Source organism: Apibacter sp. B3706 (genome assembly GCF_011082725.1).
GTDB lineage: Bacteria > Bacteroidota > Bacteroidia > Flavobacteriales > Weeksellaceae > Apibacter.
On sequence record NZ_CP049715.1, the window covers coordinates 1,928,440 to 1,953,824 of the forward strand.

At 30.3% G+C, this 25,385-nt stretch carries 24 protein-coding genes and 1 riboswitch; of the genes, 6 read left to right on the forward strand and 18 right to left on the reverse strand.

Annotated elements, in window-relative coordinates; translation table 11 throughout:
• Positions 1 to 352: 352 nt before the first annotated feature.
• The 5 genes from metE to tpx all read right to left on the reverse strand — a co-directional run bounded on the left by metE (position 353) and on the right by tpx (position 7,053).
• Positions 353 to 2,659 carry a 5-methyltetrahydropteroyltriglutamate--homocysteine S-methyltransferase gene (gene metE / locus G8C41_RS08405; protein ID WP_166007235.1) on the reverse strand — a complete coding sequence of 769 codons (2,307 nt, stop codon included), beginning with the start codon at positions 2,657 to 2,659 and terminating at the stop codon, positions 353 to 355.
• 192 nt (positions 2,660 to 2,851) lie between these two features.
• Positions 2,852 to 3,041: riboswitch (cobalamin riboswitch) on the reverse strand.
• A 121-nt stretch (positions 3,042 to 3,162) separates the two neighbouring features.
• Positions 3,163 to 4,263: an NADH:flavin oxidoreductase gene (locus G8C41_RS08410; protein WP_166007237.1), complete on the reverse strand. Its 1,101-nt coding sequence runs from the start codon at positions 4,261 to 4,263 to the stop codon at positions 3,163 to 3,165.
• A 20-nt stretch (positions 4,264 to 4,283) separates the two neighbouring features.
• The gene (locus G8C41_RS08415) at positions 4,284 to 5,015 is read right to left on the reverse strand and encodes an SIMPL domain-containing protein (protein ID WP_166007239.1); all 732 of its coding nucleotides are present in this window, start codon (positions 5,013 to 5,015) and stop codon (positions 4,284 to 4,286) included.
• Positions 5,016 to 5,098: 83 nt separating this feature from the next.
• A complete protein-coding gene (gene fbaA, locus G8C41_RS08420; protein WP_105296353.1) occupies positions 5,099 to 6,166 on the reverse strand; it encodes a class II fructose-bisphosphate aldolase in 1,068 nt (355 codons plus the stop codon).
• A 389-nt stretch (positions 6,167 to 6,555) separates the two neighbouring features.
• Entirely contained in the window at positions 6,556 to 7,053 is a 498-nt protein-coding gene (tpx, locus tag G8C41_RS08425; protein ID WP_166007241.1) for a thiol peroxidase, read from the reverse strand.
• Positions 7,054 to 7,295: 242 nt separating this feature from the next.
• Here tpx and G8C41_RS08430 point away from each other — a divergent pair, with 242 nt between their 5' ends.
• From G8C41_RS08430 to G8C41_RS08445, 4 genes are all read left to right on the forward strand, one after another.
• Positions 7,296 to 7,823, forward strand: coding sequence for an NUDIX hydrolase (locus G8C41_RS08430; protein ID WP_105296355.1), 528 nt, complete (start codon positions 7,296 to 7,298; stop codon positions 7,821 to 7,823).
• A 467-nt stretch (positions 7,824 to 8,290) separates the two neighbouring features.
• Complete coding sequence (locus G8C41_RS08435; RefSeq protein ID WP_105296595.1) at positions 8,291 to 8,614, forward strand: MGMT family protein; 324 nt, start codon at positions 8,291 to 8,293, stop codon at positions 8,612 to 8,614.
• 61 nt (positions 8,615 to 8,675) lie between these two features.
• The gene (locus tag G8C41_RS08440) at positions 8,676 to 10,535 is read left to right on the forward strand and encodes an Nramp family divalent metal transporter (RefSeq protein WP_166007243.1); all 1,860 of its coding nucleotides are present in this window, start codon (positions 8,676 to 8,678) and stop codon (positions 10,533 to 10,535) included.
• A 169-nt stretch (positions 10,536 to 10,704) separates the two neighbouring features.
• Complete coding sequence (locus G8C41_RS08445) at positions 10,705 to 11,340, forward strand: Pr6Pr family membrane protein (RefSeq protein ID WP_166007245.1); 636 nt, start codon at positions 10,705 to 10,707, stop codon at positions 11,338 to 11,340.
• A gap of 93 nt (positions 11,341 to 11,433) precedes the next feature.
• Here the strand turns inward: G8C41_RS08445 and tsf are convergent, their stop codons facing one another.
• From tsf to rplM, 4 genes are all read right to left on the reverse strand, one after another.
• Positions 11,434 to 12,252, reverse strand: a complete 819-nt coding sequence (gene tsf, locus G8C41_RS08450) for a translation elongation factor Ts (protein WP_105296358.1) — start codon at positions 12,250 to 12,252, stop codon at positions 11,434 to 11,436.
• Between the two features lie 24 nt (positions 12,253 to 12,276).
• Positions 12,277 to 13,077 (reverse strand): 30S ribosomal protein S2, encoded by an 801-nt coding sequence (rpsB, locus tag G8C41_RS08455; RefSeq protein WP_105296359.1) that lies wholly within the window; start codon positions 13,075 to 13,077, stop codon positions 12,277 to 12,279.
• A 166-nt stretch (positions 13,078 to 13,243) separates the two neighbouring features.
• Positions 13,244 to 13,630: a 30S ribosomal protein S9 gene (rpsI, locus tag G8C41_RS08460; RefSeq protein ID WP_105296360.1), complete on the reverse strand. Its 387-nt coding sequence runs from the start codon at positions 13,628 to 13,630 to the stop codon at positions 13,244 to 13,246.
• A gap of 6 nt (positions 13,631 to 13,636) precedes the next feature.
• Entirely contained in the window at positions 13,637 to 14,092 is a 456-nt protein-coding gene (rplM, locus tag G8C41_RS08465; RefSeq protein ID WP_160542527.1) for a 50S ribosomal protein L13, read from the reverse strand.
• A gap of 458 nt (positions 14,093 to 14,550) precedes the next feature.
• Here rplM and G8C41_RS08470 point away from each other — a divergent pair, with 458 nt between their 5' ends.
• Positions 14,551 to 16,797 carry a two-component regulator propeller domain-containing protein gene (locus G8C41_RS08470; RefSeq protein WP_166007247.1) on the forward strand — a complete coding sequence of 749 codons (2,247 nt, stop codon included), beginning with the start codon at positions 14,551 to 14,553 and terminating at the stop codon, positions 16,795 to 16,797.
• 11 nt (positions 16,798 to 16,808) lie between these two features.
• Positions 16,809 to 17,519: a DNA repair protein RecO gene (recO, locus tag G8C41_RS08475; RefSeq protein ID WP_160568605.1), complete on the forward strand. Its 711-nt coding sequence runs from the start codon at positions 16,809 to 16,811 to the stop codon at positions 17,517 to 17,519.
• A 16-nt stretch (positions 17,520 to 17,535) separates the two neighbouring features.
• On the opposite strand, the gene mnmA is transcribed toward recO, so the two are convergent.
• The 9 genes from mnmA to miaB form a co-directional block, all read right to left on the reverse strand.
• On the reverse strand, positions 17,536 to 18,720 hold the full coding sequence (gene mnmA / locus G8C41_RS08480; RefSeq protein ID WP_166007249.1) for a tRNA 2-thiouridine(34) synthase MnmA: 1,185 nt from the start codon (positions 18,718 to 18,720) through the stop codon (positions 17,536 to 17,538).
• Between the two features lie 65 nt (positions 18,721 to 18,785).
• Positions 18,786 to 19,112 carry a preprotein translocase subunit YajC gene (yajC, locus tag G8C41_RS08485; protein ID WP_105296364.1) on the reverse strand — a complete coding sequence of 109 codons (327 nt, stop codon included), beginning with the start codon at positions 19,110 to 19,112 and terminating at the stop codon, positions 18,786 to 18,788.
• Between the two features lie 18 nt (positions 19,113 to 19,130).
• On the reverse strand, positions 19,131 to 19,583 hold the full coding sequence (locus tag G8C41_RS08490) for a DUF1573 domain-containing protein (protein WP_166007251.1): 453 nt from the start codon (positions 19,581 to 19,583) through the stop codon (positions 19,131 to 19,133).
• 12 nt (positions 19,584 to 19,595) lie between these two features.
• The gene (gene nusB, locus G8C41_RS08495) at positions 19,596 to 20,501 is read right to left on the reverse strand and encodes a transcription antitermination factor NusB (protein WP_105296366.1); all 906 of its coding nucleotides are present in this window, start codon (positions 20,499 to 20,501) and stop codon (positions 19,596 to 19,598) included.
• Between the two features lie 64 nt (positions 20,502 to 20,565).
• Positions 20,566 to 20,892 (reverse strand): preprotein translocase subunit SecG, encoded by a 327-nt coding sequence (gene secG, locus G8C41_RS08500; RefSeq protein ID WP_105296367.1) that lies wholly within the window; start codon positions 20,890 to 20,892, stop codon positions 20,566 to 20,568.
• 1 nt (position 20,893) lies between these two features.
• Positions 20,894 to 22,039 carry a hypothetical protein gene (locus G8C41_RS08505; protein WP_166007253.1) on the reverse strand — a complete coding sequence of 382 codons (1,146 nt, stop codon included), beginning with the start codon at positions 22,037 to 22,039 and terminating at the stop codon, positions 20,894 to 20,896.
• Positions 22,040 to 22,042: 3 nt separating this feature from the next.
• Positions 22,043 to 22,552 carry an LptE family protein gene (locus tag G8C41_RS08510; RefSeq protein ID WP_160557612.1) on the reverse strand — a complete coding sequence of 170 codons (510 nt, stop codon included), beginning with the start codon at positions 22,550 to 22,552 and terminating at the stop codon, positions 22,043 to 22,045.
• A complete protein-coding gene (locus G8C41_RS08515; protein WP_166007255.1) occupies positions 22,536 to 23,813 on the reverse strand; it encodes a sigma-54 interaction domain-containing protein in 1,278 nt (425 codons plus the stop codon). The genes G8C41_RS08510 and G8C41_RS08515 overlap by 17 nt, the downstream gene beginning before the upstream one ends.
• A 10-nt stretch (positions 23,814 to 23,823) precedes the next feature.
• On the reverse strand, positions 23,824 to 25,254 hold the full coding sequence (gene miaB, locus G8C41_RS08520; RefSeq protein WP_160568612.1) for a tRNA (N6-isopentenyl adenosine(37)-C2)-methylthiotransferase MiaB: 1,431 nt from the start codon (positions 25,252 to 25,254) through the stop codon (positions 23,824 to 23,826).
• Positions 25,255 to 25,385 lie beyond the last annotated feature (131 nt).

A 25,385-nucleotide genomic window follows, 5' to 3' on the forward strand; every position in this document is an offset into this window, starting at 1 on the left:
TAATGTATAATTATCAAAATGTTTCTTATTTTATTTTAAAGAAATATATACATATAATATTATAATAAAATGAAAATAAGCTGAAAGCTTAATGCTTTCAGCTTATTCCTAACACATAAAATGTATAATCAACTTTTGTTTCTTATCCTATTTTAGCTATTTAAAATTAAAATATTACTTAGACAATTATGATTTTCTTTTAATAAATCAATTTTAAGTTTTAATTTATCGAACTCTAATATCTATTAAATTTTCAAAACATTCTAACCCTTTGTTTAAAAAACTTTTGAGAAGTTACGATCATATTTAAAACATTTATACGTATTATACCGACCGATACTAAAAAGATCGTTTAGTATTGTTCTCGCATTTCTGTTGCTGCTCCTACCATTTCGATTAATGCTTTTTCTGTTTCTTCCCATCCTCTTGTCTTTAGTCCGCAATCCGGGTTAATCCACAATTGCTCTACCGGTATACTTTTAATTGCTTTTTTCAATAAGGAAACCATTTCATTTTTGGACGGTATTCTCGGAGAGTGTATATCATAAACACCCGGACCAATATCGTTAGGGTATTTAAATTCTGAAAAAATGTTTAACAACTTCATATCTGACTTAGAGCATTCTATGGTAATTACATCCGCATCCATATCTGCTATGTTTTGAATGATATCATTAAATTCAGAATAACACATATGAGTATGAATTTGTGTTTGATCTTTTACCCCACAGGATGCAATTCTAAATGCTTTTATAGCCCACTCTAAATAGGTTTGCCAATCTTTTTTTCGTAACGGCAGCCCTTCTCTTATGGCCGGTTCATCTATTTGAATAATTCGTATTCCCGCTTTTTCCAAGTCTACTACTTCTTCTCTAATGGCTAATGCAATTTGGAAACAGGTATCTTTTCTCGGTTGATCGTCTCGTACAAAACTCCATTGCAATATAGTTACCGGTCCGGTCAACATACCTTTTACATTTTTATTTGTTAACGATTGTGCATAGGAAGACCATTTCACAGTCATAGGATTAGGCCTGAATATATCGCCATAAATGATGGGTGGTTTCACACAACGGCTTCCATAACTTTGTACCCATCCGTTTTTGGAAAATGCAACTCCTTCTAATTGTTCTCCAAAATATTCCACCATGTCGTTTCGTTCAAACTCCCCGTGAACCAATACATCTATACCTATTTTTTCTTGGAATCGTATTGTTTTTTCAATTTCCTTTTTAATCAGCTCTTCATATTCTAAAGGTGTTATCAATCCTTTTTTTAGTTTAGATCTCCAACTTCTGACTTCGGATGTTTGAGGAAATGAGCCGATCGTAGTTGTTGCAAATAAAGGCAACTGCAAGGCTTCAGATTGTTTTTTCTTTCGTTCTGAAAATACGGAATTTCTTTTATCTTCTACTTTTTCAATATTCCTTATTTTTTCTTTTACTTTTTCGTTATGTATTAAAGCTGATGTTTTTCTGCTGGTTGCAGCCGCTATATTTTCCTGTAATTTTTTTTGTAAATCCGGGGAATCTTCTTTAGACGCAAGCTTTTTTAAGGTTACTACTTCATCGATTTTCTGTTTTGCAAAAGCCAACCAATTTTTAATTTCCGATGAAAGGGCTTTTGTATCTGTTTCCAATTCCAAGTCAACCGGACTATGAAGAAGTGAACAAGAAGGAGCTATTAAAATTCGGTCTTTACCAATTTTGGAAACAGCTTTTTGAATAAGTTTCAAAGATTTTTCAAAATCATTTTTCCATATATTTCTTCCATCAACGATCCCTAAAGAAAGGATAAGTTTTTCCGGAATTTTATCTAAAACTTCATCTAATTGTTCCGGACAACGTACCAAATCTATATGTAATGCTTGTACGGGTAGATTAAAAGCAAGTGCTAAATTGTCTTTCAATCCGTCAAAATAGGTAGTTAGTATTTTATTTATATAAGGAAATTGTTTATGTATTTCTTTATAGGCATATTGGAAGGAGTCTTTCGCTTTTTCATCCAAATCCAAAGTTAAGAAAGGCTCATCAAACTGCACCCATTCAACACCTTCTGCCTTTAATTTATTTAGGATTTCTATATAGACAGGAAGAATATTTTTTAGTAAATCCAGCTTATTGAAGTTTTCCTCTTTTTCTTTTCCCAACAACAAATAAGATACAGGGCCTATTATAACCGGCTTTGTATGGATTCCCGCATTTTTAGCTTCTAAATATTCATCAATAATTTTTGTTGAAAACAAGGAAAATTTCTGATTACTTTCAAATTCAGGGACAATGTAATGATAATTGGTATCTAACCATTTGGTCATTTCCATGGCTTTTATATCAATGCCTTCTTTTTGATGTCCTCTGGCCATGGCAAAATATAAGTCTAATTCTGTATTTGATTTATCCAGTATTACCTTATTATATCTTTTAGGGATAGCTCCGACCATTAGTGACATATCAAGTACCTGATCGTAATAAGAAAAATCATTAGATGGGATCCAATCAATCCCTAATTTTTGTTGAGTTACCCAGTTTTGGTGCCGGATATCTTTACTTGTTATCATCAGTTCTTCGACTGACGCTTTACCTGCCCAATATTTTTCACAGGCTTTTTTAAGTTCTCTGTCACTACCAATACGCGGATAGCCAAGATTGTGTGTTTGCATTTTTATAACTTTTTAAACGATTATATTATAAAAAGCTCTTATTGCTAAACTTCACAATGCTCTCTTTCTTTGTTAAATAAAATCAAATTTCAAAACAATTTTTGACATACAAGTAAACTAATTATTCTAATGATCTTAAAGTTTCTTGTAGTCAAATTATATTTTTTGTGATCTTGCTTTTACTCGCGAAAGCATTGTCAATTAAGAATAGGCAGGTCTCCTGGCTTATAACATTTTATCTACCTTCTCACCGTTTAAATCGGCAATGGTTTTTATTGATAAAATTTTTTTTAGGTTACTTACAGTTGCGCGTCAGCTCATGATTCACACATGATTCCCTATTAAGTCGTTTTTACACAGCACCTTATTCTTGTTGATAAAGAAATTAAGTAAAGAACTTATATATACAAAGATAAAAAACCTTTGCTTTTATTTCTTTATTAAAATAAATAAAAATTAAAACTTGGTTTTTGTTTTTATTTTACTACTATTTTATGTTTTTATTAGTATAATTCTTTAAGTTGATCTTTAGAAAATCCTTTAAATTCAGATAAGTTTCCATTTTTAATTTTTAATACCCATTCAGGATCTGCAAGTAACGCTCTTCCTACTGCTATTAAATCAAATTCGCCTGCATCTAATCTTCTATTTAATTCGTTAAGAAAATTATCAGAAGCCTCAAAACTTTGTCCTTTGAATGCGCCTAAGAAATCTCCGGTGAGCCCCACAGATCCAACACTTATGGAAGGTTTGCCCGTTATTTTTTTTGCCCATCCTGCAAAATTTAAATCAGAATTTTCAAATTCGGGTTCCCAAAATCTTCGTTGTGAGCAATGAAAAATATCAACTCCGGCATCTGATAACGGTAGTAACCATTCTTCCATTTCTTCCGGTGTCTTTGCCAATTTAGCGGAATAATCTTGTTGTTTCCATTGTGATAAGCGTAAAATTATAGGAAAATCTTCTCCTACCGCATTTCGAACCGCTTTTACAACTTCAATGGCAAAACGACTCCTTTCGGCCAGGGTAGCTCCTCCCCATATATCATTTCTTTTATTGAGCTTATCCCAAAAAAATTGATCGATCAAATATCCGTGCGCTCCATGCAGTTCCAGGGCATCAAAACCAATTTTTTTGGTTTGGTAAGCTGCTTCTGCAAAAGCCTCAATTGTATTTTCAATATCATTTTCGCTCATTTCTTTTCCGGCTTTTGTTTCCGGATTTAATAGCCCGGATGGTCCCTCAAAAGGCTCTGATGGTTTCCAGTTTTTATGGGCCGGTATTATTCCCATATGCCAAAGTTGCGGAGCTATTTTACCACCTTTAGCATGAACTTCTTCAACCACCTTTTTCCAACCTTCTAAGGCTTGTTCTCCATAAAATACAGGTATATTGGGGTCATTGGAAGATGCCGCCCTGCGAACAACGGTTCCTTCTGTTATAATTAAGCCCACTTCGGCCTGTGCTCTTCTTTGATAATAATCAGCTATTTGTTTTCCGGGTATTCCATCATAAGCAAATGATCGGGTCATAGGCGCCATGACTATTCTGTTTTTTAATGACAGTTTTTTTGATGTAAACGGTTGAAATAATTTATGTACCATTTTAATTTATATCGTAGTTATTATTTAATTTCATATTCTAAACGAATGGTAATGCTTGCTGTTTTTTTCTTGGATGATACATTAAATGCTCCTCCCCAAGAGTAATCATCTTCAGATGAATTTTGAGCAGTTATTTGAAAAACCCCTTGATTGGCATTCTTTAATTTGCCTAATTTACAACCGGCGTTAATTGCTATTTCTTCTGCTCTTTTTTTTGCATCTTTGGTTGCATCTGAAATCATCTGTATTTTTAAATCAGATAATTTAGTATAGTAATATAAAGGCGATCGGGAATAGAGTTCTACTCCGTTATTAATCAATTCTGTAATTTGACGGGAAAGATCTTCTACTTTTTTCACATTTTTAGATTCTATGGTTATGGTTTGATTTAATTCATACCCTGTAAATATATTTTGATTTATTCCTTCTTTGTATCTACTATCATATTGTTTACTTATTTCTACTGAGGAAAAAACTATTTCTTTATCGGAAAATCCTTTGGAAATCAGATATTCTCTTACTTTTTTTCTATCTGCATCTAATTCGGCATAGGCTTGTTTTAAATCGAGATTTTTCTTTGAAAAATCGGCTTTCCATACTATTAAATCAGATTCAAAATCTTTTGTGCCTAATCCTTTTACTGTTATTGTATTGGATTGATTTCTTTTTTGGTAAGAATTACCTAAAAAATATGCAGCAAGAACGATTGAAATGGACGCTAGTAATGTTGATACTATTAGATAATTTTTCATACTCTCTTTTTTCCAAATATACAAAAAAAGCACCTCAAATAAAGGTGCTTTCATTTTTTATAAATAAAATTTATATTTTTTTACTATAATGTATTGATATTATTTAAATCTTCAAAAGCTTTTTCCAATCTTTTTGAGAATCCTTCTTCACATTTTCTCATCCAAACTCTTGGATCATAGAATTTCTTATTAGGTGCTTCATCTCCGGTTGGATTTCCTACTTGAGTTCTTAAATAATCAATATTTTTTTCTACATAATCTCTAGCCCCTTCGGTATAAGCAAATTGTAAATCTGTATCAATATTCATTTTAACTACTCCGTAGCTTATGGCTTCTCTTATATCTAACAAGGAAGAACCTGATCCTCCATGAAATACAAAATTAATCGGTTTTGAAGGTCCGCCCACTTGTTTTTGAACGTATTCTTGTGAGTTGTGAAGTATTTTAGGCTCTAATTTAACATTTCCCGGTTTATATACTCCATGTACATTACCAAATGCTGCTGCAATAGTAAAATTAGGACTTATTGCGCTTAATGCTTTATACGTTTTATAAACATCCTCAGGTTGTGTATATAATTTTGAGCTTTCTATATCTGAATTGTCAACTCCGTCTTCTTCTCCACCTGTTATCCCTATTTCAACTTCTAGGGTCATTCCTAATTTTGCCATTCTTTCAAAATATTTAGAAGAGATTGCTAAATTTTCATCTAAGGGCTCTTCTGAAAGATCTAGCATGTGTGAAGAGTATAGTGTTTTTCCTTCTTTTTTATGGAATTCTTCACAAGCATCTAATAAACCGTCAACCCAAGGTAATAATTTTTTTGCACAGTGATCTGTATGTAATATTACAGTTGCCCCATAGGCTTCTGCCAACGTATGGACATGTTTTGCTCCAGCTATAGCCCCTAAAACATCTGCTCTAAGGGAAGAGTTTTTATATCCTTTGCCTGCATTAAATTGAGATCCTCCGTTTGAAAATTGTATAATTAATGGAGCATTTACTCTAACAGCTGTTTCAAGAGCTGCATTTACATTGCTAGACCCTATAACGTTACATGCCGGTAAAGCAAACTGATTTTCTTTAGCATAATCGAATATTTCTTTTACTAGCGAACCGGTTGCTACTCCTGCTGGAAATTTTCTGCTCATGATTTTATAATTTTTTTTGTTATACTTTTTTTAAATTGTAAATGTAAAAACTATTTATATCTCAAAGAGTTATTTTATGTTGAAATTTCTCATGTTTTATTTTTTTTAACAAAAAGTTATAATTTTATTGAAATTATCGGTTTAATTTCTCATTATACATTTAACGTTTTATAAAAACTTTAGTACTTTTTTAGAATTTACCATATTTTTTTTAAAATATAAATTTTGGTTACTATTTCAACAGTTAGTACCTTTATTTACTTTACATAGAATTCAAAAAATTAATATTCTCAATTATCATACTAATCTTTCATTTTGAGAAATTAGATAAAAATATAAATGCCTCATATTTGAAAAATACAAGGCATTTCTTTTTCTTGATAAATTTTTTATTTTAATATAGCTGTTACTTTTTCATAATTAGGCTCATGAGTAGTTTCAGCTATTTGTTCTTCATAAATAATTTCTCCTGACTCATTAAGAACAAGTACTGCTCTGCTAAGTAATCCTTTTAACGAGCCATCAGCAAATTCTAAATTATATACCTTACCAAAATCTGAACGAAAGGCAGAAAGCGGGATAACATTATCTAAACCTTCTGCGGCACAAAAACGTTTTTGAGCAAAAGGAAGGTCTTTTGAAATACATAAAACCACAGTGTTTTTCATTTCAGATACTTTTTCATTAAATTCTCTGACAGACATAGCGCATGTGTCTGTATCCACACTTGGAAATATGTTTAAAACAACTCTTTTTCCTGTATAATCCGATAATTTTTTTTCTGATAAATCCGTATCCACTAATATAAAATCTGGAGCCTTACTTCCTATTGATGGTAGGTTTCCCAATGTATGGACTTCATTTCCTTTTAATGTTATTGTTGCCATTGTATTATTTTTATTTACGGTTAATTATTACTATGAAAGATTTACAAAGACTAATGTATGAAATAATATTAATTTTGATAATTTGTAAAATATTATATTATATAATTCTTTTATTAATAATTTCTATTTAAATGTTACTATTTATTTTGAAAAGAATTTTCTATTATTTTCATATAAAATAGTTTTCGATAACTATATTTTTAAAATACTTAATTAAATTTGGGTATTAAAACTTATGTGATATGCAACCCATTTTCAAATTCTGCCCAAATTGTAAAAGTGATCATTTAGAATATCCGCATGGATCAAAAATTGTATGTTTAGATTGTAATTTTGAATACTATCACAATACAGCCGGAGCAACCGCTGTGGTTATTCAGAAAAATGACGAAATATTATTTACTATTAGAAACAAAGAACCTAAAAAAGGCTTTTTAGATCTGGCAGGAGGATTTATTGAAGCCGAAGAAACCGCTGAACATGGAAGCTTTAGGGAATTACAAGAAGAATTAAATATATCGATTGATTTATCTAAATTAGAATATATATGTTCCCATCCTAATACTTATTTGTACAAAAACATCCTATACAATACCATTGATTTATTCTTTCTTTATAAAGATGAGAATTTATCTATCGGAGATTATGATCCGATTGAATTAAAAGGATATGTATGGAAAAAATTATCCGATATAGATCTTAATGAAATTGCTTTCGACAGTCACAAGAAAACGCTAACCCTCTTGAAAAATAATTTAAAGGGATCTTAAGTATACTTGTTTTTTTGTAATTTATGAAAGCGTATAGGTATTTTGATTATTAATTTTATATTAAATTTTAAACCACTATAATTTAAAAACAAGTCTAAAAAAGAAATGATTCTAATTAAATTAGAATCATTTCTTTATTTTTACTTTCAAATTTAATAAAAAACAATAATTATTTATAGAAAGTAAAAATCTCAAATTCTCATTTTTTTTGATATGTTTGAAGCCTAAACTTCCTGTTCTGCTAATTTAATAAATTATATTTTATATATAAAATTTAAAGCAAATAATTTAATAATAATCAATAAATTTTATTCTTTACTTGTAAATTTACTAATAGAAGAACACAAAACGTATTATCTTTTTTTCTTACTTTTCAGTACTCAAAATGTTTTAAAAAAATTTAGTTGCAACGCATTTTATTTGCTTACACTAGTTAATTATTGAAAATTATTTTTTTCATTTATTCCATGGAATCTACCAATTTTTATGAAAGGGTATATGAAATTGTACGAAAAATACCTTACGGTAAAGTAACCACTTACGGACATATTGCTGCTTATTTGGGAGTTAAAAGTTCCTCCCGAATGGTAGGTTATGCCATGAATTCTTCCCATTCAATATCAGACATTCCAGCTCACAGAGTTGTAAACCGAAACGGAATGTTAACCGGAAAGTTTCATTTTCCCACTCCAACACTTATGGAAGAACTTTTAGAAAATGAAGGAATCCCAATTAAAAACGATAAGATCATTAATTTTAAAGATTATTTATGGATACCTGAAAATGATTGATATTAAATTTTACAATGCAAAAATTTTATTTAAATTTGCAAATATTAGAAAAGCCTAACAATTGAGTAAGAAATCTCTTCAAGAAGTTCATGAAAGTATTAATACCGAAAATCCAAAAAGATGGAAAAGAATACTTTCTTTTTTCGGGCCGGCTTACCTAGTAGCCGTTGGATATCTTGATCCCGGAAACTGGGCAACTGACATTGCCGGGGGCAGCAAATTTGGATATGCTTTAATCTGGGTTCTATTAATGAGCAATATTATGGCATTATTGCTTCAAGCATTAAGTGCTCGTTTAGGTATTGTTCGCGGATTAGATTTAGCTCAAACTAACAGGGAGTATTATCCGAAATGGATGAACTATATTCTATATGGTTTTGCTGAAATAGCGATAGCTGCAACAGACTTAGCCGAAGTTTTAGGAATGGCCATTGGTTTACAGCTTCTTTTCGGACTTGATCTTATTTGGGGTGTTTGGTTGGCTGCGTTGGACACATTGCTGTTACTTGTTTTACAACGGTTTGGTATACGAAAAATGGAAGCGTTTATCATCGCTTTGGTGGCTATTATAGGAGGTTGTTTTCTTATTGAAATGTTTTTAGCTAAGCCTGATCTTATTGCAGTTTCTAAAGGATTTAAACCTACTCTTCCCAATACTGAGGCTTTATATATTGCAATTGGAATTATTGGGGCAACTGTTATGCCGCATAATTTGTATCTTCATTCCGCTTTGGTTCAAACCAGAAAAATTAAACGAGATTATGAATCCATAAAACGAGCCATTAAATATAATTTTTTTGACAGTCTCATCGCATTAAACATGGCTTTTTTTGTAAATGCTGCCATTTTAGTGCTTGCTGCTTCAACTTTTTATAGTGCCGGATTACATGATATAGAAGGATTACATGATGCATATAAAATGCTATCCAATTTATTAGGTCCTCTTTCTCCTGTTCTTTTTGCTATTGCTTTAATTGCTGCCGGTCAAAGCTCTACCGTAACCGGAACGCTTGCCGGTCAAATTGTTATGGAAGGGTACTTGCACTTTAGAATGAATCCTGCTTTACGAAGGTTATTAACACGTATTATAGCTATTATACCGGCTGTGATTGTAATAAGTCTACTGGGGGAAAGTTCCGTTGATGAAATGCTTATTTTTAGTCAAGTGCTTTTAAGTATGCAATTAGGTTTTGCCGTAATCCCTCTAATCCATTTTGTTAGTGATAAAGAAAAAATGGGAAAATTTGCTATTAAATTACCTTTAAAAATTATATCTTGGATTGTATGTACAATCATTATCCTGTTAAATATCAAGTTAATTTACGATGAAGAAATTAATGTTTACTACAATGAGGATATAATTTTAAGTGTAAAAATTATTTTGGGAATTATATCTTTAGGCTTATTATTATTCTTGATTTGTATTGTTTTATATCCTTGGATAAAAAAGTCCCAAAAAATAAATTTTGGTATTCACCAATTACCTTCTGAAAAGAGTATAGATAAATTGCATCCATTTAAAGTTATTGGCATAGCATTGGATTTTACTAAAGGCGATCAGCGGGTTTTGAATTACTTACCAATTTTCGCTGATATTAATTCACGTATCGTATTGTTTCATGTTACTGAAAGTGCTTCTGCGAACTATAACGGAAAATTAGCGAATGATTACGAAGTGAAGTTTGATCAAAATAAATTGGATGATTATAAAAATTTTCTACTTAAGGAAGGATATATGAATGTCGAGACTAAATTAGGATTTGGTAATCCTACTATTTCACTTCCTAAATTAATTAATGATACTAAAGTTGATGTCTTACTAATGGCAAAACATGAATATAAAGGAATCCCTGATTTTACGTTTGGTATAATGTCTAATCGATTAAGCAATAAAACAAACGTTCCTATTTTAGTAGTATAAATTTGAATTTAGATTATTTTTACTTCTATATTTAGCTTTATAATGATCATTTCAAACATCAAAATACATGGTTTTACAATTATTTAAATCAATTGTAAAATGAACTCTAACTTTTCATCCTACCTTATAAAATTTATACACGAGTTAATCTTTAATAAATTTACTATTCATGAGAATATTTTTTAATTTAATACTTATTTTTTTGGTGTTTTTCAGTATTGGTACAGAAACCTATAATTACGTCTACGGTGAAATACATCCATCGATCTTAAATGAAAAATCCAAATTCAATCGATTGATTTATTATTACAGCTATTTTACTGTTCAATCTAATATTGCGGTTGGTATTAGCTCTTTATTCTTGCTTTTCAAACCTGATTATTCTAAAAAATGGTTTCGCATTTTAAGAATAGACGGTATTATTTGTATAGTTATTACATGCATCGTTTATAATTTAATGCTCAGGCATGATCATAATGTAAAAGGTATTATGCGATTTACCAATGAAGCTTTGCATGTATTCATACCTTTTTTGGCTGTATTGTATTGGTTATTATACGGTCCTAGAAAATTATTAGATAAAAAAACTACTTTTTTTGCAATTATTCCTCCTTTAATTTATGTTATATATATTTTTATAAGAGGTCATTTCACCAATATGTATCCTTATCCATTTTTGGACGCCGATGAAATAGGCTTACTACAAGCTTTATTGAATACCGGGACTATTGTGTTGTTATTTTTATTTCTAGAATTTATCCTTATTTATATAGATAATTTATTGATAAAAAAGGATCAATCTTAAATTAAAGTTTTACATTTTAGAATTGTGGAAGGTACTTATTTAAAATAAAAAAGACTGCATAATGCAGTCTTTTTTATATATACTATTTTGAAATTATAATCGTATAAATCCGGTTATTTTAACTTCAGGATCAATTGATTTTACATAATCTTCAACTGAAGTTTTTTCACCCATAATATAATCTTGTTTTAACAAAGTGTTATCTTTAAAGAACTTGTTAAGTTTTCCTTTGGCTATATTTTCAAGCATAGCTTCCGGTTTTCCTTCTTGACGTAATTGATCTTTAGCAATTTCAAGTTCTTTTTCAATTACACTTGAATCCACCTGAGTTTCATCTAATGCAATAGGATTCATAGCTGCAACTTGCATAGAAATATTTTTAGCTACTTCTGCTGCCTGATCAAAAGACTTTGATAAACCAACTGCTGAAGCTATTTTATTTCCCGCATGTATATAGGAACCTACAAATGGAGCTTCCAAAGTTTTAAATCCGGATATTTCAATTTTTTCACCGATTACACCTGTTTGTTCTATAAGCTTTTCACTTACAGGAATACCATTGAAATCGGCAGCTAATAATTCTTCTTTTGTATTGAAATTTAAAGCAAGATTTGCAAAATCCTTAGCTAATTTAACAAAATCTTCGTTTTTTGCAACAAAGTCAGTTTCACAACTTAATTTTATTACAACAGCTTTTGTATTGGATTCGTTAACTGCAGCTATTACAGCTCCTTCAAGATTTTCTCTATCAGCTCTGTTTGCAGCAACTTTTTGTCCTTTTTTTCTTAATAAGTCAACCGCTTTGTCGAAATCTCCTTCAGCTTCAACTAAAGCTTTTTTTGAGTCCATCATTCCTGCTCCTGTAGCATTTCTTAGTTTTGCTACATCAGCTGCTTTTGGTGAATATGACATCTTTATTTTTATTTAAATTTAACTTTATTCTGCGTTATTTTCTTCTTGATTATCAGAAACTTCAGAATCATTAGTGTCTTGTACTAAAACATCTTCTTCTTCTGCAGCACCTTCTTCTTTAGCTTTCGCTTTTTCTGCTTTTCTTACACTTAACCCTTCTTTAATAGAGTTAGTAACAGTTTCTAAAATCAAATCAATTGATTTAGATGCATCATCATTTCCGGGAATTGGGAAATCAACCAATTGAGGATCTGAATTCGTATCAACGATTGCAAAAACAGGAATACCTAATTTTTTTGCTTCTGTTACAGCGATATGTTCTCTTAGTATATCTACTACGAAAAGAGCAGATGGTAAACGAGTCATATCAGCAATAGATCCTAAGTTTTTTTCAAGTTTAGCTCTTTGACGATCTACTTGTAATTTTTCTTTTTTAGATAGAGTTTCAAAAGTACCGTCTTTTTTCATTCTATCGATAGAATTCATTTTTTTAACAGCTTTTCGGATGGTAACAAAGTTTGTTAACATTCCTCCCGGCCATCTTTCTGTAATATAAGGCATATTTACAGATTCTGCATGTTTTGCAACAATGTCTTTTGCTTGTTTTTTGGTTGCAACAAACAAGATTTTTCTTCCTGATGTAGCAATTTTTCCTAAAGCGTTTGATGCCTCATCTAATTTTACAGAGGTTTTGTGCAAATCAATAATGTGGATTCCATTTTTCTCCATAAAAATGTAAGGAGCCATATGTGGATTCCATTTTCTGGTAAGGTGACCAAAATGCACTCCGGCATTTAAAAGGTCTTTTACATCTACTTTTGCCATACTTTTTTTAGTTTACGTTCCGCAGTTTTTGCAATCAACTTAAAGTTTAACTTTAAAGTTTGGATGCTAAACTAAACGGCAAGTTTAAATTATTTATAAAATTGTTATTTTTTAATATAAAATAACCACTACAAAATAGTGGTTATAAGTATCGTTATTAGTCAGATTAACGTTTAGAGAATTGGAATCTTTTACGTGCTTTTTTCTGACCGAATTTCTTTCTTTCAACCATTCTAGGATCTCTAGTTAGAAGACCTTCTGGTTTTAAAACTGTTCTGTTTTCTTCATTTAAAGAAACTAAAGCTCTAGATATTGCTAATCTGATAGCCTCAGCTTGTCCTGTTACTCCTCCTCCATATACATTTACTTTAATATCATACTGACCTAAAGTTTCAGTTAATTGGAAAGGTTGTGCAATTTTGTATTGTAATACTTCTGTAGGAAAGTAAACTTTATAGTCTTTTCCGTTTATGGTAAACTCTCCTTTTCCTTCAGAAAGATATACTCTTGCAACAGATGTTTTTCTTCTTCCTATTTTATGTGTAACTGCCATTATTTTTTAGATGAAAGCGTTAATATCAAATGTTTTAGGTTGTTGAGCTGCTTGTTCATGCTCTACTCCTTCATATAAGTATAAATTTTTAAGTACTTTTCTTCCTAATTTATTTTTAGGAAGCATACCTTTCACTGCATACTCCAACAATCTTCTAGAATCCTTTACCTTAACTTCGGCAACACTTGAAAATTTTTGTCCACCGGGATATCCTGTATGTCTTACATATTCTTTTTGATCTGTTTTATCTCCGGATAAAACAACTTTTCCTGCATTGATAACAACAATATTATCACCACAATCTGCATGTGGAGTAAAATTTGTTTTGTGTTTCCCTCGCAAAATTTTAGCTATTTTAGAAGCTAAACGACCTAATTTTTGTCCTTCTGCATCAATAAGTAACCACTCTTTATTTGCAGTCTCTTTATTTGCCGATATGGTTTTGTAACTTAGTGTATTCACTTTTCTTATTTTTCCTTTATTAAAAAATCGCCCTAAATAGGGTTGCAAATTTAAAAAATATTTTTAATTTAACAAATATCTCCTGAACATTTTATCGTTTTATTTAAGTTATTGTATATACCTCTAGATCAATGAGTCTTCAACTCCTCTAATTTTCCCGCTTTATAAAGTAAATATCTTAAAATTTTAATTATGTAAAATTCTGTTTTAATTTAAAATAATCTTAATTTTATTTTCTAACTTATTATAATGCACAAAAATAATTGTTATTTTTCAAGGTTGATTCTTTTCAATTTAAATTATTATTTATTACTCCTATTGTTTCATGAAATTTTACTGATTTGAAATTTCTAAAATTCAAAGATTATAATTCAATTTTATTTTTAAATAAAATAAATCTGTTATGAGATATTTTTCCCATAAATCTATTAATTTTACAAGCATTACATATAATTTCTATGAAAAAGCTTAGTTTTTTAATTTTATTAATTTTTACCGGTCTTTGCAATAGTCAAAATACCAGATGGAAAGATTATTTTTCTTATTTTAATATTAAAGCTATTCAAAAAGTTGACAATCTTATTTTCAGTGCAACTCAAAACGGTTTGTACTCTTATAATGAATCAACCGGGGAAATTAAGAAATTTTCAAAAGCTAATGGTCTTCACAAAGTTAATATTACTGCTTTCGCTTATAATTCCGATAATAAAGCTTTACTCGTTGGTTATAAATCCGGTAAATTGGACATAGTAAAGCAAGACATGATCCATTTAATTGTGGATATTCCTTTTGATCGAAATTATCAAGGAAATAAAAGAATTAATCATATATATACTGAAGGTGATTATGCGGTACTTTCCATGGACTTTGGAATTACTTTATTCGATTTAAAGAAGCTTGAATTTAAAGAAACTTGTTATTTTAAACAAGGTCTTAACTATTATAAAGTACAGGAAAGCGTAATTGTTAATAATAAAATATTTGCCGCTTCAACTAATGGGATTTATTCTCATCCTATAGATCATTTAATTCCAAATTTTACTGCTTGGAATCTTACCAATTCCGGAAATAATTTTAATCAAATAATTAAAAATAATACAACTTTACTTATAAGCTCCAACCAAACCATTTATAAAAGTGATGATGAAGGGATTAGTTGGCAAAATAAAGGCAATTACATTGATTTAAAAGATATTATTTCTATTGATGAGGGCTTTTTATTGATTCAAAAAAATAAATTGGTTGTATTAAATGAATCTTTTCAAGTTTTAAAATCTATGAAATTTTCAGATGACCTTACTACCGGTTTTTACTCTAATGGAATTTTTTATGCAGGAACTCAATTAAAAGGCCTTATTAGAAATAACGCATACCTGGTTCCGGACGGCCCGTTTAATAACCGTTCTTATTCATTAACTATCTATGATAATCAATTATGGGTAGCACCAGGAGGAAGAAATATTGATAATTATTTCGAATTGAATCCCAACTCTTATGGTTTTTATCATTTTAACGGTCAAAAATGGAATCATATAGATTCTAAGAGTATTAACGATGAAAGTTATATTATGAAAGTTATACCTAATATTAACAATATTCATGAAGTTTTCATTATTTCCTATAGTAATGGGTTGATAAAAATGGTAAATGATCAGATGAAAATTATTTATAATCGGACCAATTCACCTATAATTGAATACGAGCGATTAGTTGGCGGTGACTTTGATTCCAATGGTAACTTAATTATGGTTCAATCATTTGCTGCGGAATCTAACAACGGTTTTAATAATGCCATTATCATAAAAACGCCTAATGATCAATTTAAATTTTTAAGTCTTTTACCTAAAAGATTTAACTTGGCCGGAGGAGCTATGAATCCTTATATAGATTCCCAAGGATATATATGGGTTCCTTCTCCAAGAAATAATGGATTGGTTGTATATAAATATAACCGAACTCCGCTTACTACGTCTGATGATAAAATTTATTTATTAGATTCCAATAAAAATAGCGGGAACTTACCTTCTAATAATATATTATGCGTAGAATTAGATAAATTCGGAACTGCTTGGATAGGAACCGACAGCGGTCTTCGTATTTTTAGAAATCCTTATCAATCATTAGAATCAGGAAATTATAATACCGAAAGAATTATTATTACTCAAAATGGTTTAGGTGAAGAAGTTTTACGAGAAACTAAGATTACGGCAATAAAAACCGACGGTGCTAACAGAAAATGGATTGGTACACATAGTTCAGGTGTTTTTTACTTATCGGAAGACGGAACAACTCTTTTAAATAGGTTTACGGAAGAAAATTCTCCTTTACCTTCAAATCTTATTACGGATATACAAATCGATAAGACCGGTGAAGTTTATTTTGTTACTCCTTCAGGTATTGTTTCTTACAGAGGAGACATTATTGATTCTGGAGATGATTTTGGAGAAATTGTAGCCTATCCTAATCCGGTTAGACCCGGTTATACAGGAAATATCACGATACGCGGATTAGCCCATGATGCTTTTGTTAAAATTACTGATGTAGCGGGTAACCTGGTATATGAAACTAAAGCACCCGGAGGTGTTGCAACCTGGAATGGAGCTAATTTTAATGGAAAACCTGTTGCTTCAGGGATTTATTTAGTTTTAATGAGCAATTCTGAAGGAAAAAAACATGCTACAACCAAAATTGCAATTATTCGTTAAGTTTAAAAGAAATGATTGAAACTACTAAAGCTATCGTATTGTCTTTTTTAAAATATGGAGATTCTTCCCTTATTGTAAAATGCTATACCGAAAATTTTGGTTATAAAAGTTTTATTTTAAAAAATTCTTTTTCTAAAAAAAATAGAAAAAGCCATTTTATCTTTTTATTTAATGAAATTGAAGTTACTTTTTATTCTAAAAAAAACCATTCTTTAGAATTGATTAAAGAAATTCATCAAGCTCATATTTTCAATACTATTCATACAAATATTATCAAGTCTTCGATAATAACGTTTATTGGAGAAATGGTGAACCAAACGCTAAAAAACGAGGAAGCACAGGACACATCTTTATATAATTTTATTAAAAGCAGTTTAATTAATTTAGATACAAAAGACAGTTACTTTTCTGATTTCCATCTTTATTTTTTACTGCATTTTTCGAAATATATTGGGTTTTATCCCTTAGAAAATGATTCAGAATTTCCTTATTTTAATATTAAAGAGGGTATTTTTTCTTTAAAAGCTGATACTGTTTCAAGGGAAGAAAATGCTCATTTATGGAAGCAATTACTTTCTTATGATTTTAACTCTTTAAAAAATTGCTTTACTAATTCAGAGCGTAAACAGATGCTTTCAGAAATAATAACTTATTTTGAAATGCATTTGTCTAATTTTAAAAAACCTATTTCTTTAGATATTTTAAAATTAATTTTTGATTAAATATTACTAATTAAAATCAAGAGATTACTCCGCTTCCGATTAATTCATCTTCAACATACCAAGCCGCAAATTGCCCTCGGGTAATTGCTGATTGCAAATTTTCAAATTCAATGAAAATTCCTTCTTCAAATTGATACAAAACTGCCTCTTGCAAAGATTGTCTATACCTTATCCTGACTCGAACTCTCATCGTTTCTCCTATCTTCATTTGTAGGTCATCTCTAACCCAATGCACTTCTTTTTGATCTATAAATAGAGCTTTTCTAAATAATCCGGGATGATTTTTACCTTCACCTACATAGATTGTATTGTTTTGTACATCGGTATCTAATACAAAGCATGGCTCGATATGCCCTCCTATTCCTAAACCTTTTCTTTGACCGATGGTATAATAATGCGCTCCTGAATGTTCACCGATCACTTTGCCATCCTCTATAGTATATTGAAAAGGAGTTGACAAATAAATCAATTCTTCTTTTTTAGTTGAAAATGATTGTTCTTCTTTTTTATATATAGGATTATCTGAAAAAATTTCAACCAACTTTCCTTTTTTAGGTTTTAATTTTTGTTGTAAAAAGTCAGGTAATCTTATTTTCCCAATAAAGCATAATCCTTGAGAATCCTTTTTATTTGCAGTAACTAAACCAATTTCACTTGCAATTTTCCTTACTTCCGGCTTGGTTAAATTTCCTATAGGAAATAAGGTTTTGGAAAGTTGGTATTGATTAAGTTGACATAAAAAATAGGATTGGTCTTTGTTGGAATCTATACCTGCTAAAAGCTGATAAATTGTTTGGCCTTCGTTATTCAATGATTGAACACGGGCATAATGACCGGTTGCTACTTTATCTGCTCCTAAAGATAAAGCCGTTTTAAGAAATATATCAAACTTGATTTCTCTGTTGCATAATACATCCGGATTAGGGGTACGTCCTGATTCGTATTCATGAAACATGTAATCAACAATTCTTTCTTTATATATTTCAGAAAGGTCTATGACTTGATAGGGAATATTAAGTTTTTGAGCTATTAGCAATGCATCATTGCTATCTTCTACCCATGGACATTCATCTTCCAGTGTAAATTCAGAATCGTTCCAATTCTTCATGAATAGACCTATAACATCATGACCTTGTTGTTGCAATAAATATGCTGCAACACTTGAATCTACTCCTCCCGATAAACCTACTACTACTTTCATTTTATATAATTAAAAAGCATATTCTATATACCATAGAATATGCCTTATGATTTATTTATAATCGTTTATTTCTTTGCAGGTGCATTTTCCGGATATCTCGCTATAGACAATTCTCTGGAAATTGCTGATTTTTCGATTTTTATTTTTCCCGCCATAGTTTCAATAATAAGTCCATCATCCATTATTTCCGCAACTTTTCCATGAATACCGGAAGTGGTAACTATTCTTGTTCCTTTAGCTATATTATCTTGAAAATTCTTTTCTTGTTTTTGTCTTTTTGTTTGCGGCCTAATAAAAAAGAAGTAAAACACCACAAATAGAAGGACTAGGGGAAGGAATGCTCCTGCTTGTTCCATAAAACCTCCTTTTGCTTGTAAAATTATTGTTAACATTTTTATTTAAATTTATTTTTAATTAACTTTTGCTTGAAATTTAATTACTTTAGTTTCAAAATTTCCTGAAACAGCTATTGTTTTAAGTACTTCTCCTTCAAAATTTGAAGAATCAAAAGTAACTGTAATTTCACCTTTCTTGCCCGGATATACGGGTTCTTTAGTATATTTTGGAGTGGTACACCCACAGGAAGGACGTACTTCTGAAATTAATAAAGGACGTTTTCCAACATTGGTAAATTTAAAAACATGGGAAACTTCTTGCCCTCTTTTTATATCCTTAAAATCATACGTATCTTCATTAAATTTTATAATAGATTCTTCGGTTATTTTGGATACCCCATGAGTATTTTTAGTATTCGTATTATCCTGTACGGTACTTTTGATTTGCTTTTGAGAAGAATTATCTTTTTTGCAACCGATGGTGAATAACATACCTATTAATAAAAATATTACTGCTGACTTTTTCATTTTTCAGGATGTTTAAACTTTATTCATATCTCTAGCATATCTGTCTAAAATACCATTAATAAATACATTACTTTTAGCGCTAGAATAAACTTTTGCTAATTCAATACATTCATTAATAACAACTTTAGCCGGAACTTGAGGGAAATAATTAAGTTCTGTAAATCCCATTGCCAATATGATTTTATCTATTTCCGCAATTCTATCCAACTCCCAGTTATTTGATCTTTTTTCAATTAATTTTAAACTTTCCGGATAGTGTTTAACCGTGGTCCTGAATAAATTTTTTGCAAATAAAATACCCTCATCCGATTTTAAAACTTGAATTAATGTATCAAAGGGTGCTCCTTCCTCAATAGACTTGATAGTCTTCAGGGTCATATTATTGGCAATATGAACATCATCTGCCCAAGAAAGTTTTAATTCCTCAAACCATTCATACATGATGTCATTATCTGCTATATGCTTTAAAAACAGTTTAAGCAATACTTTTTTTTCCGACTCAAAATCTGTTTCTTTACTTTGCATATACTCTAAATAACTTCGCGATGTTTGAAATTTTTTAAAGATAATTGCCGGATAATTATTATTTAAATGCCACGATAATTCTAAATGTTTGTCCGAATACTCTTTTCTAGCTTTGTTTTTCTCTAACAGCTCAAATATCTTATTATTAACAAACTTAAGATTAGGATTTTTTTCCTCATCTGTGGCAAAACGTTTTTGCTTTTTCCTTTCTATTACTTCAAGAGCATAATCTCTCACAGCCAATAGAAGATTTAGTTGATATATATATAAATCATATATCTCATCTATAGACTGGAACATTCTATTTTCAACATATTCTAACTCATTCCCACTTATATTATACGCATACAGAACCTGTAGAATTTTTTCTCTAATTTGCCTTCTTCCTAACACAACAATAAATTTTTAAGAACTTTGTTAATACTATATTTTTAGTGTTAATTATTACAAGTATATTTTACTTAACGTTAGTTTTAGGCAAAGCCTGTTCTTGTTGAGGGGTTGAAGACTGTTTTGAGTTTTGGGTTGGAGTTGATGTATATATAGTTGGCTTTGCAATCAATACCGATGCAAAAATTGACAATACTACTATTACTCCTCCTAAGGTCCAAGTTGCCTTCTCCATAAAATCATTTGTTTTCTGAACACCGAACATTTGTGTTCCACTACCTCCGAAAGTTGAACTTAAACCTCCTCCTTTTGGATTTTGCGACAAAACAACTAATATTAGCAAAACGCATGCGATAATGATAAATATCATTAGTATTCCATATACTGCTGTCATATTATTTTGAATTTTTTATCTTTTTTATTCTTCTTATTTCCGAGGCAAAATAACTACTTTTTTCTGGATATTTCAAACTTAATATCTTAAAAGCTGTTAATGCTGTATCATATTTACCTTGCTCTACATATAATTGAGCTAAGGTAATAGTCATTAAATTTGCAATGTCCTGAATTTCTTCTTTTTTAAATTCTACGTCTTTACTATATTTCGTGTCTTTTGCAACCGGTTTTATCTTGGGATTATTTTCAATAAAATTTGAAATAATGCTATTTTGTTTTTCTTGTTGTGGTATTACTTTTTCAGATTTTAAAGCTTTTTTTTGCTTGGAAAGTGAGATCCATTGATTAAAAGTTAATTTGTCCGATTCCAAAGTAATTTCCTCTTGTTTGTTTTCAATACTTGGTTCGCTTAACTGAATTTCATTGATTTCATTACCAACCAAATCTTCCTTTACTTCTTCTTCAATTTCCGAATGTTCAATTTCAGTACTTTCTTCTTTATTCTCGAAATTTTCTTCATTTTCTTTTTCTAAGCTTGAAGTAAATAAATGTGATATTCCTAACTTTTCTATATTGGTATAGGATACATCATTGTTTAAAAAGATTTTCTTATTATCCTTATCATCTCCATTAGTTAAAAGTAATTGAATTTTAGAATGATCTTCTATACGTTCAATTTCTATATTGTTGTTATTTACTAAGTCTTCGGATATTTTTTGTTCTTTTATAATTTCAGAATTTGAATCTATTGCTTTCAAATGGGTTAAACTGCTATCCTCTTCCATAAATTCATTACTAACAATATTTTCAAAAACTATAGTTTCTTCAAATTTATTATTATCTGCTTGTAAAATTTCATCTTCTTTTTTATCGATCAATTCCTCTGCTGTAATTGGTTCTACTAACTTCTTGTTAGTATCAATGGATTTTTTTATTAATTCTCGATAATTCGTATAAATTGAAACCTTTTTAATATCTTCATTAGTTAACGGTTCTGATACATATCTATTTTTCCAATTTAAATAAATTAAATGAAGCGATTGAGAAAATGGATAGTGAGTTATTAAATCTTCCACATAATTCTTATCGGAAAATTTAAGTTTTTCAGGGTTTTCTATTAACTGTATAATTCTACTATTATCCATAATTTACCAATCGGCTACTATCGCTAAAAATATTTGATCAATAATTCTTTGATTGATTTTCTGGGCAAGATCATCTTGAACGTTAATCAATAATTCTTTGCTAGAATAATCTTCATAATCGGAAAAAGTTTTTTCGAAACTCTTTTCCGGCTGCTTTTTATTTTCGTATCTAACAGAAACGCTTATCGTCAATCTGTTTTGCGTTGCTTCGTCGGAATTACTTTGTATATTTACCGGACTGGTTGAAAAATTTGTTATTTCACCTTCTAAAATGATATCCGGATCTATATTAGTCTCTACAAGCTTCGTTCTTTGATTAAATCTACTTTGTAAGGCGGTAGTAAAATCTACACTTAAATTCGGGCTTTGATAAGCTGAATAATTAGGAAATGATTTTATTTCTATAGTTTTTATATCGGGATCCAAAGAAGCCCCTGTGAATGAATAACATCCGGACAAAGATATAAAAAAAATTCCTATTAAGAGTAATATGATTTTATTCTTCAATATCATATTGTTTTATTTTTCTATATAATGTTCTTTCCGAAATTCCCAACTCTTTTGCTGCTAATTTACGTTTTCCATTATACTTTTCTAAAGCTTTTTTAATAAGTTCCTCTTCCTTTCTTTGTAAAGATAAAGATTCCGAATTGTTGGACACATCTTCATATTCGTAGTCATCCAAAATTTCGTGATAATCATTAACTGATGAAGGAACAGTCGGTATGACGGGTTTTTCATCATAGTAAACAAGAGAATCTCCCGATTTAGGAATATCATAATCTTTATATACTCGTTGGAAAAGATCCTGATCATTTGAGTTTAGCATCAAATCGCCTTTATTTTTAATGAGTTCTAAAGTCAACGCTTTCAAATCGTTGAGATCTTTTTTCATATCAAATAAAAACTTATATAATATTTCCCTTTCACTGGAAAAATCGGAATGATTTTCATTTTGCTTTGAAAAGTTTACTAAAGACGTGGTTTGTGGAATATCTTTTAAATATTCTTTTACCTTATCTATAGACAAATTTCTGTTGGTTTCCACCACCGTAATTTGTTCGGTAAAATTTCTTAATTGACGGATATTTCCCGGCCAATAATAATTTTGAATATAGGACATGGCTTCTTCCGATAAACTCACTGAAGGCATTCTATATTTTTCTGAAAAGTCAACTGCAAATTTTCTGAAGAGTAAAGGAATATCATCCTTCCTTTCCCTTAAAGCAGGTATATCAATTTGTACTGTATTTAACCTGTAATATAAATCTTCTCTGAATCTGCCTTTTTTAATTGCTTCTAATAAATTAACATTAGTCGCAGCTACAATTCTTATATTTGTTTTTTGAATAGTAGATGATCCGACTTTCATAAATTCACCACTTTCCAACACTCTTAATAAACGAACTTGCGTTTGCAAAGGCAATTCTCCTACTTCATCTAAAAAAATGGTTCCTCCATCTGCTACTTCAAAATATCCTTTACGAACTTTATCTGCTCCCGTAAAAGCTCCTTTTTCGTGACCAAAAAGTTCTGAATCTATGGTCCCTTCAGGAATTGCTCCACAATTAACAGCAATATATTGTTTATGTTTTCTTGGTGAAAGATTATGAATTATTTTAGGAATAAACTCTTTTCCTACCCCACTTTCTCCAATTACCAAAACAGAAATATCTGTAGGTGCTACTTGCGTAGCTTTTTCTAAAGCCCTGTTAAGTGCAAGGTTATTTCCAATTATTCCGAATCTTTGTTTTATTGCCTGTAATGAATCCATAATATTTATGTTACGCGATCTCTCCTATCAAGGTAGCTGAAGTGCAATCATTTACCAATACATTAACAAAATCTCCAACTTTTGTTTGATCTGTTTTAGTAAAAACCACCACTGCATTTTGAGAAATCCTTCCGTACCATTGATCTTTACTTTTTTTACTGGTTCCCTCTATCAAAACTTCGTGTACTTTGTTAGTATACGTTTTCATTCTTTCTAATGAAAGTTCTTGTTGAAGATTTATAATTTCTTTAAGTCTTCTTGACTTTATTTCCGCAGGCACATCGTCTTTCATTTTTTTATGAGCTAACGTACCGGGACGTTCTGAATAAGCAAACATGTATCCGAAATCGTATTTTGCATATTTCATTAGAGATAAGGTTTCTAGATGCTCTTCTTCCGTTTCCCCACAAAAACCTGCTATGATATCATGTGAAATCGCGCAGTCAGGTACGATTTCCCTTATTTTATCCACCAAATTAATATATTCTTCACGTGTATGTTGACGATTCATTCGCTGCAAAACTGTAGTGCTCCCACTTTGAACAGGTAAATGGATGTATTTGCAAATGTTATCATGTTTAGCCATTACGTGCAATACTTCTTCATGCATGTCTTGCGGATTAGACGTTGAAAATCGTATTCTAATTTCAGGACAAGCTTCAGCTACCATGTTCAATAATTGTGCAAAATTTATCGCTGTTGCCCTTTGCAATTCACTAGCTTTTAAGAAATCTTTTTTAGGACCTCCTCCATACCATAAGTAACTATCTATATTTTGTCCTAAAAGTGTAATTTCTTTATATCCGTTTTCTCTCAACTCTTTACATTCTTTAAGAATTGAATGTGGATCTCTACTGCGTTCTCTTCCTCTTGTAAAAGGAACCACACAGAATGTACACATATTATCACATCCTCGGGTTATGGACACAAAAGCTGTAACTCCATTTCCGCCTAAGCGTATCGGACTTATATCTGCATAGGTCTCTTCTTTTGATAAAAGTACATTAATGGCATTTCTTCCATCATCCGTATTTTTCAATAAGTTCGGAAGATCTCTGTATGCATCGGGACCTACCACTAGATCAACCAAATGCTCTTCTTCCAAAAACTTTGTTTTTAATCTTTCTGCCATGCAGCCGAGAACGCCTATAACCAGATCCGGCTTTTTTCTTTTTATTGCATTAAATTGAGAAAGTCTTTTTCTAACCGTTTGCTCCGCTTTTTCACGAATAGAGCAAGTGTTGAGAAGAACTAAATCTGCTTCTTCCAGTTGAGAGGTGGTATTATATCCTTCGTTACTAAGTATTGAAGCAACTATTTCACTATCGGAAAAATTCATTTGACAACCATAGCTTTCTAAAAACATTTTTTTGTTGTTTTTAATAGAACTTTCTTGTATTAAGATTTCTCCTTGTCTTCCTTCTATAATTTCTTTTTCCATATTTAAACATTCCCTACGAAAAAAAGTACCGGGATATTACTAAATCAAAATAAAAATAGTCTGCAAAGATAAAACTTTATATGCCAAGTTGACAGATTATTGTTTTAAATATTTCTTAAAATATATGTTAA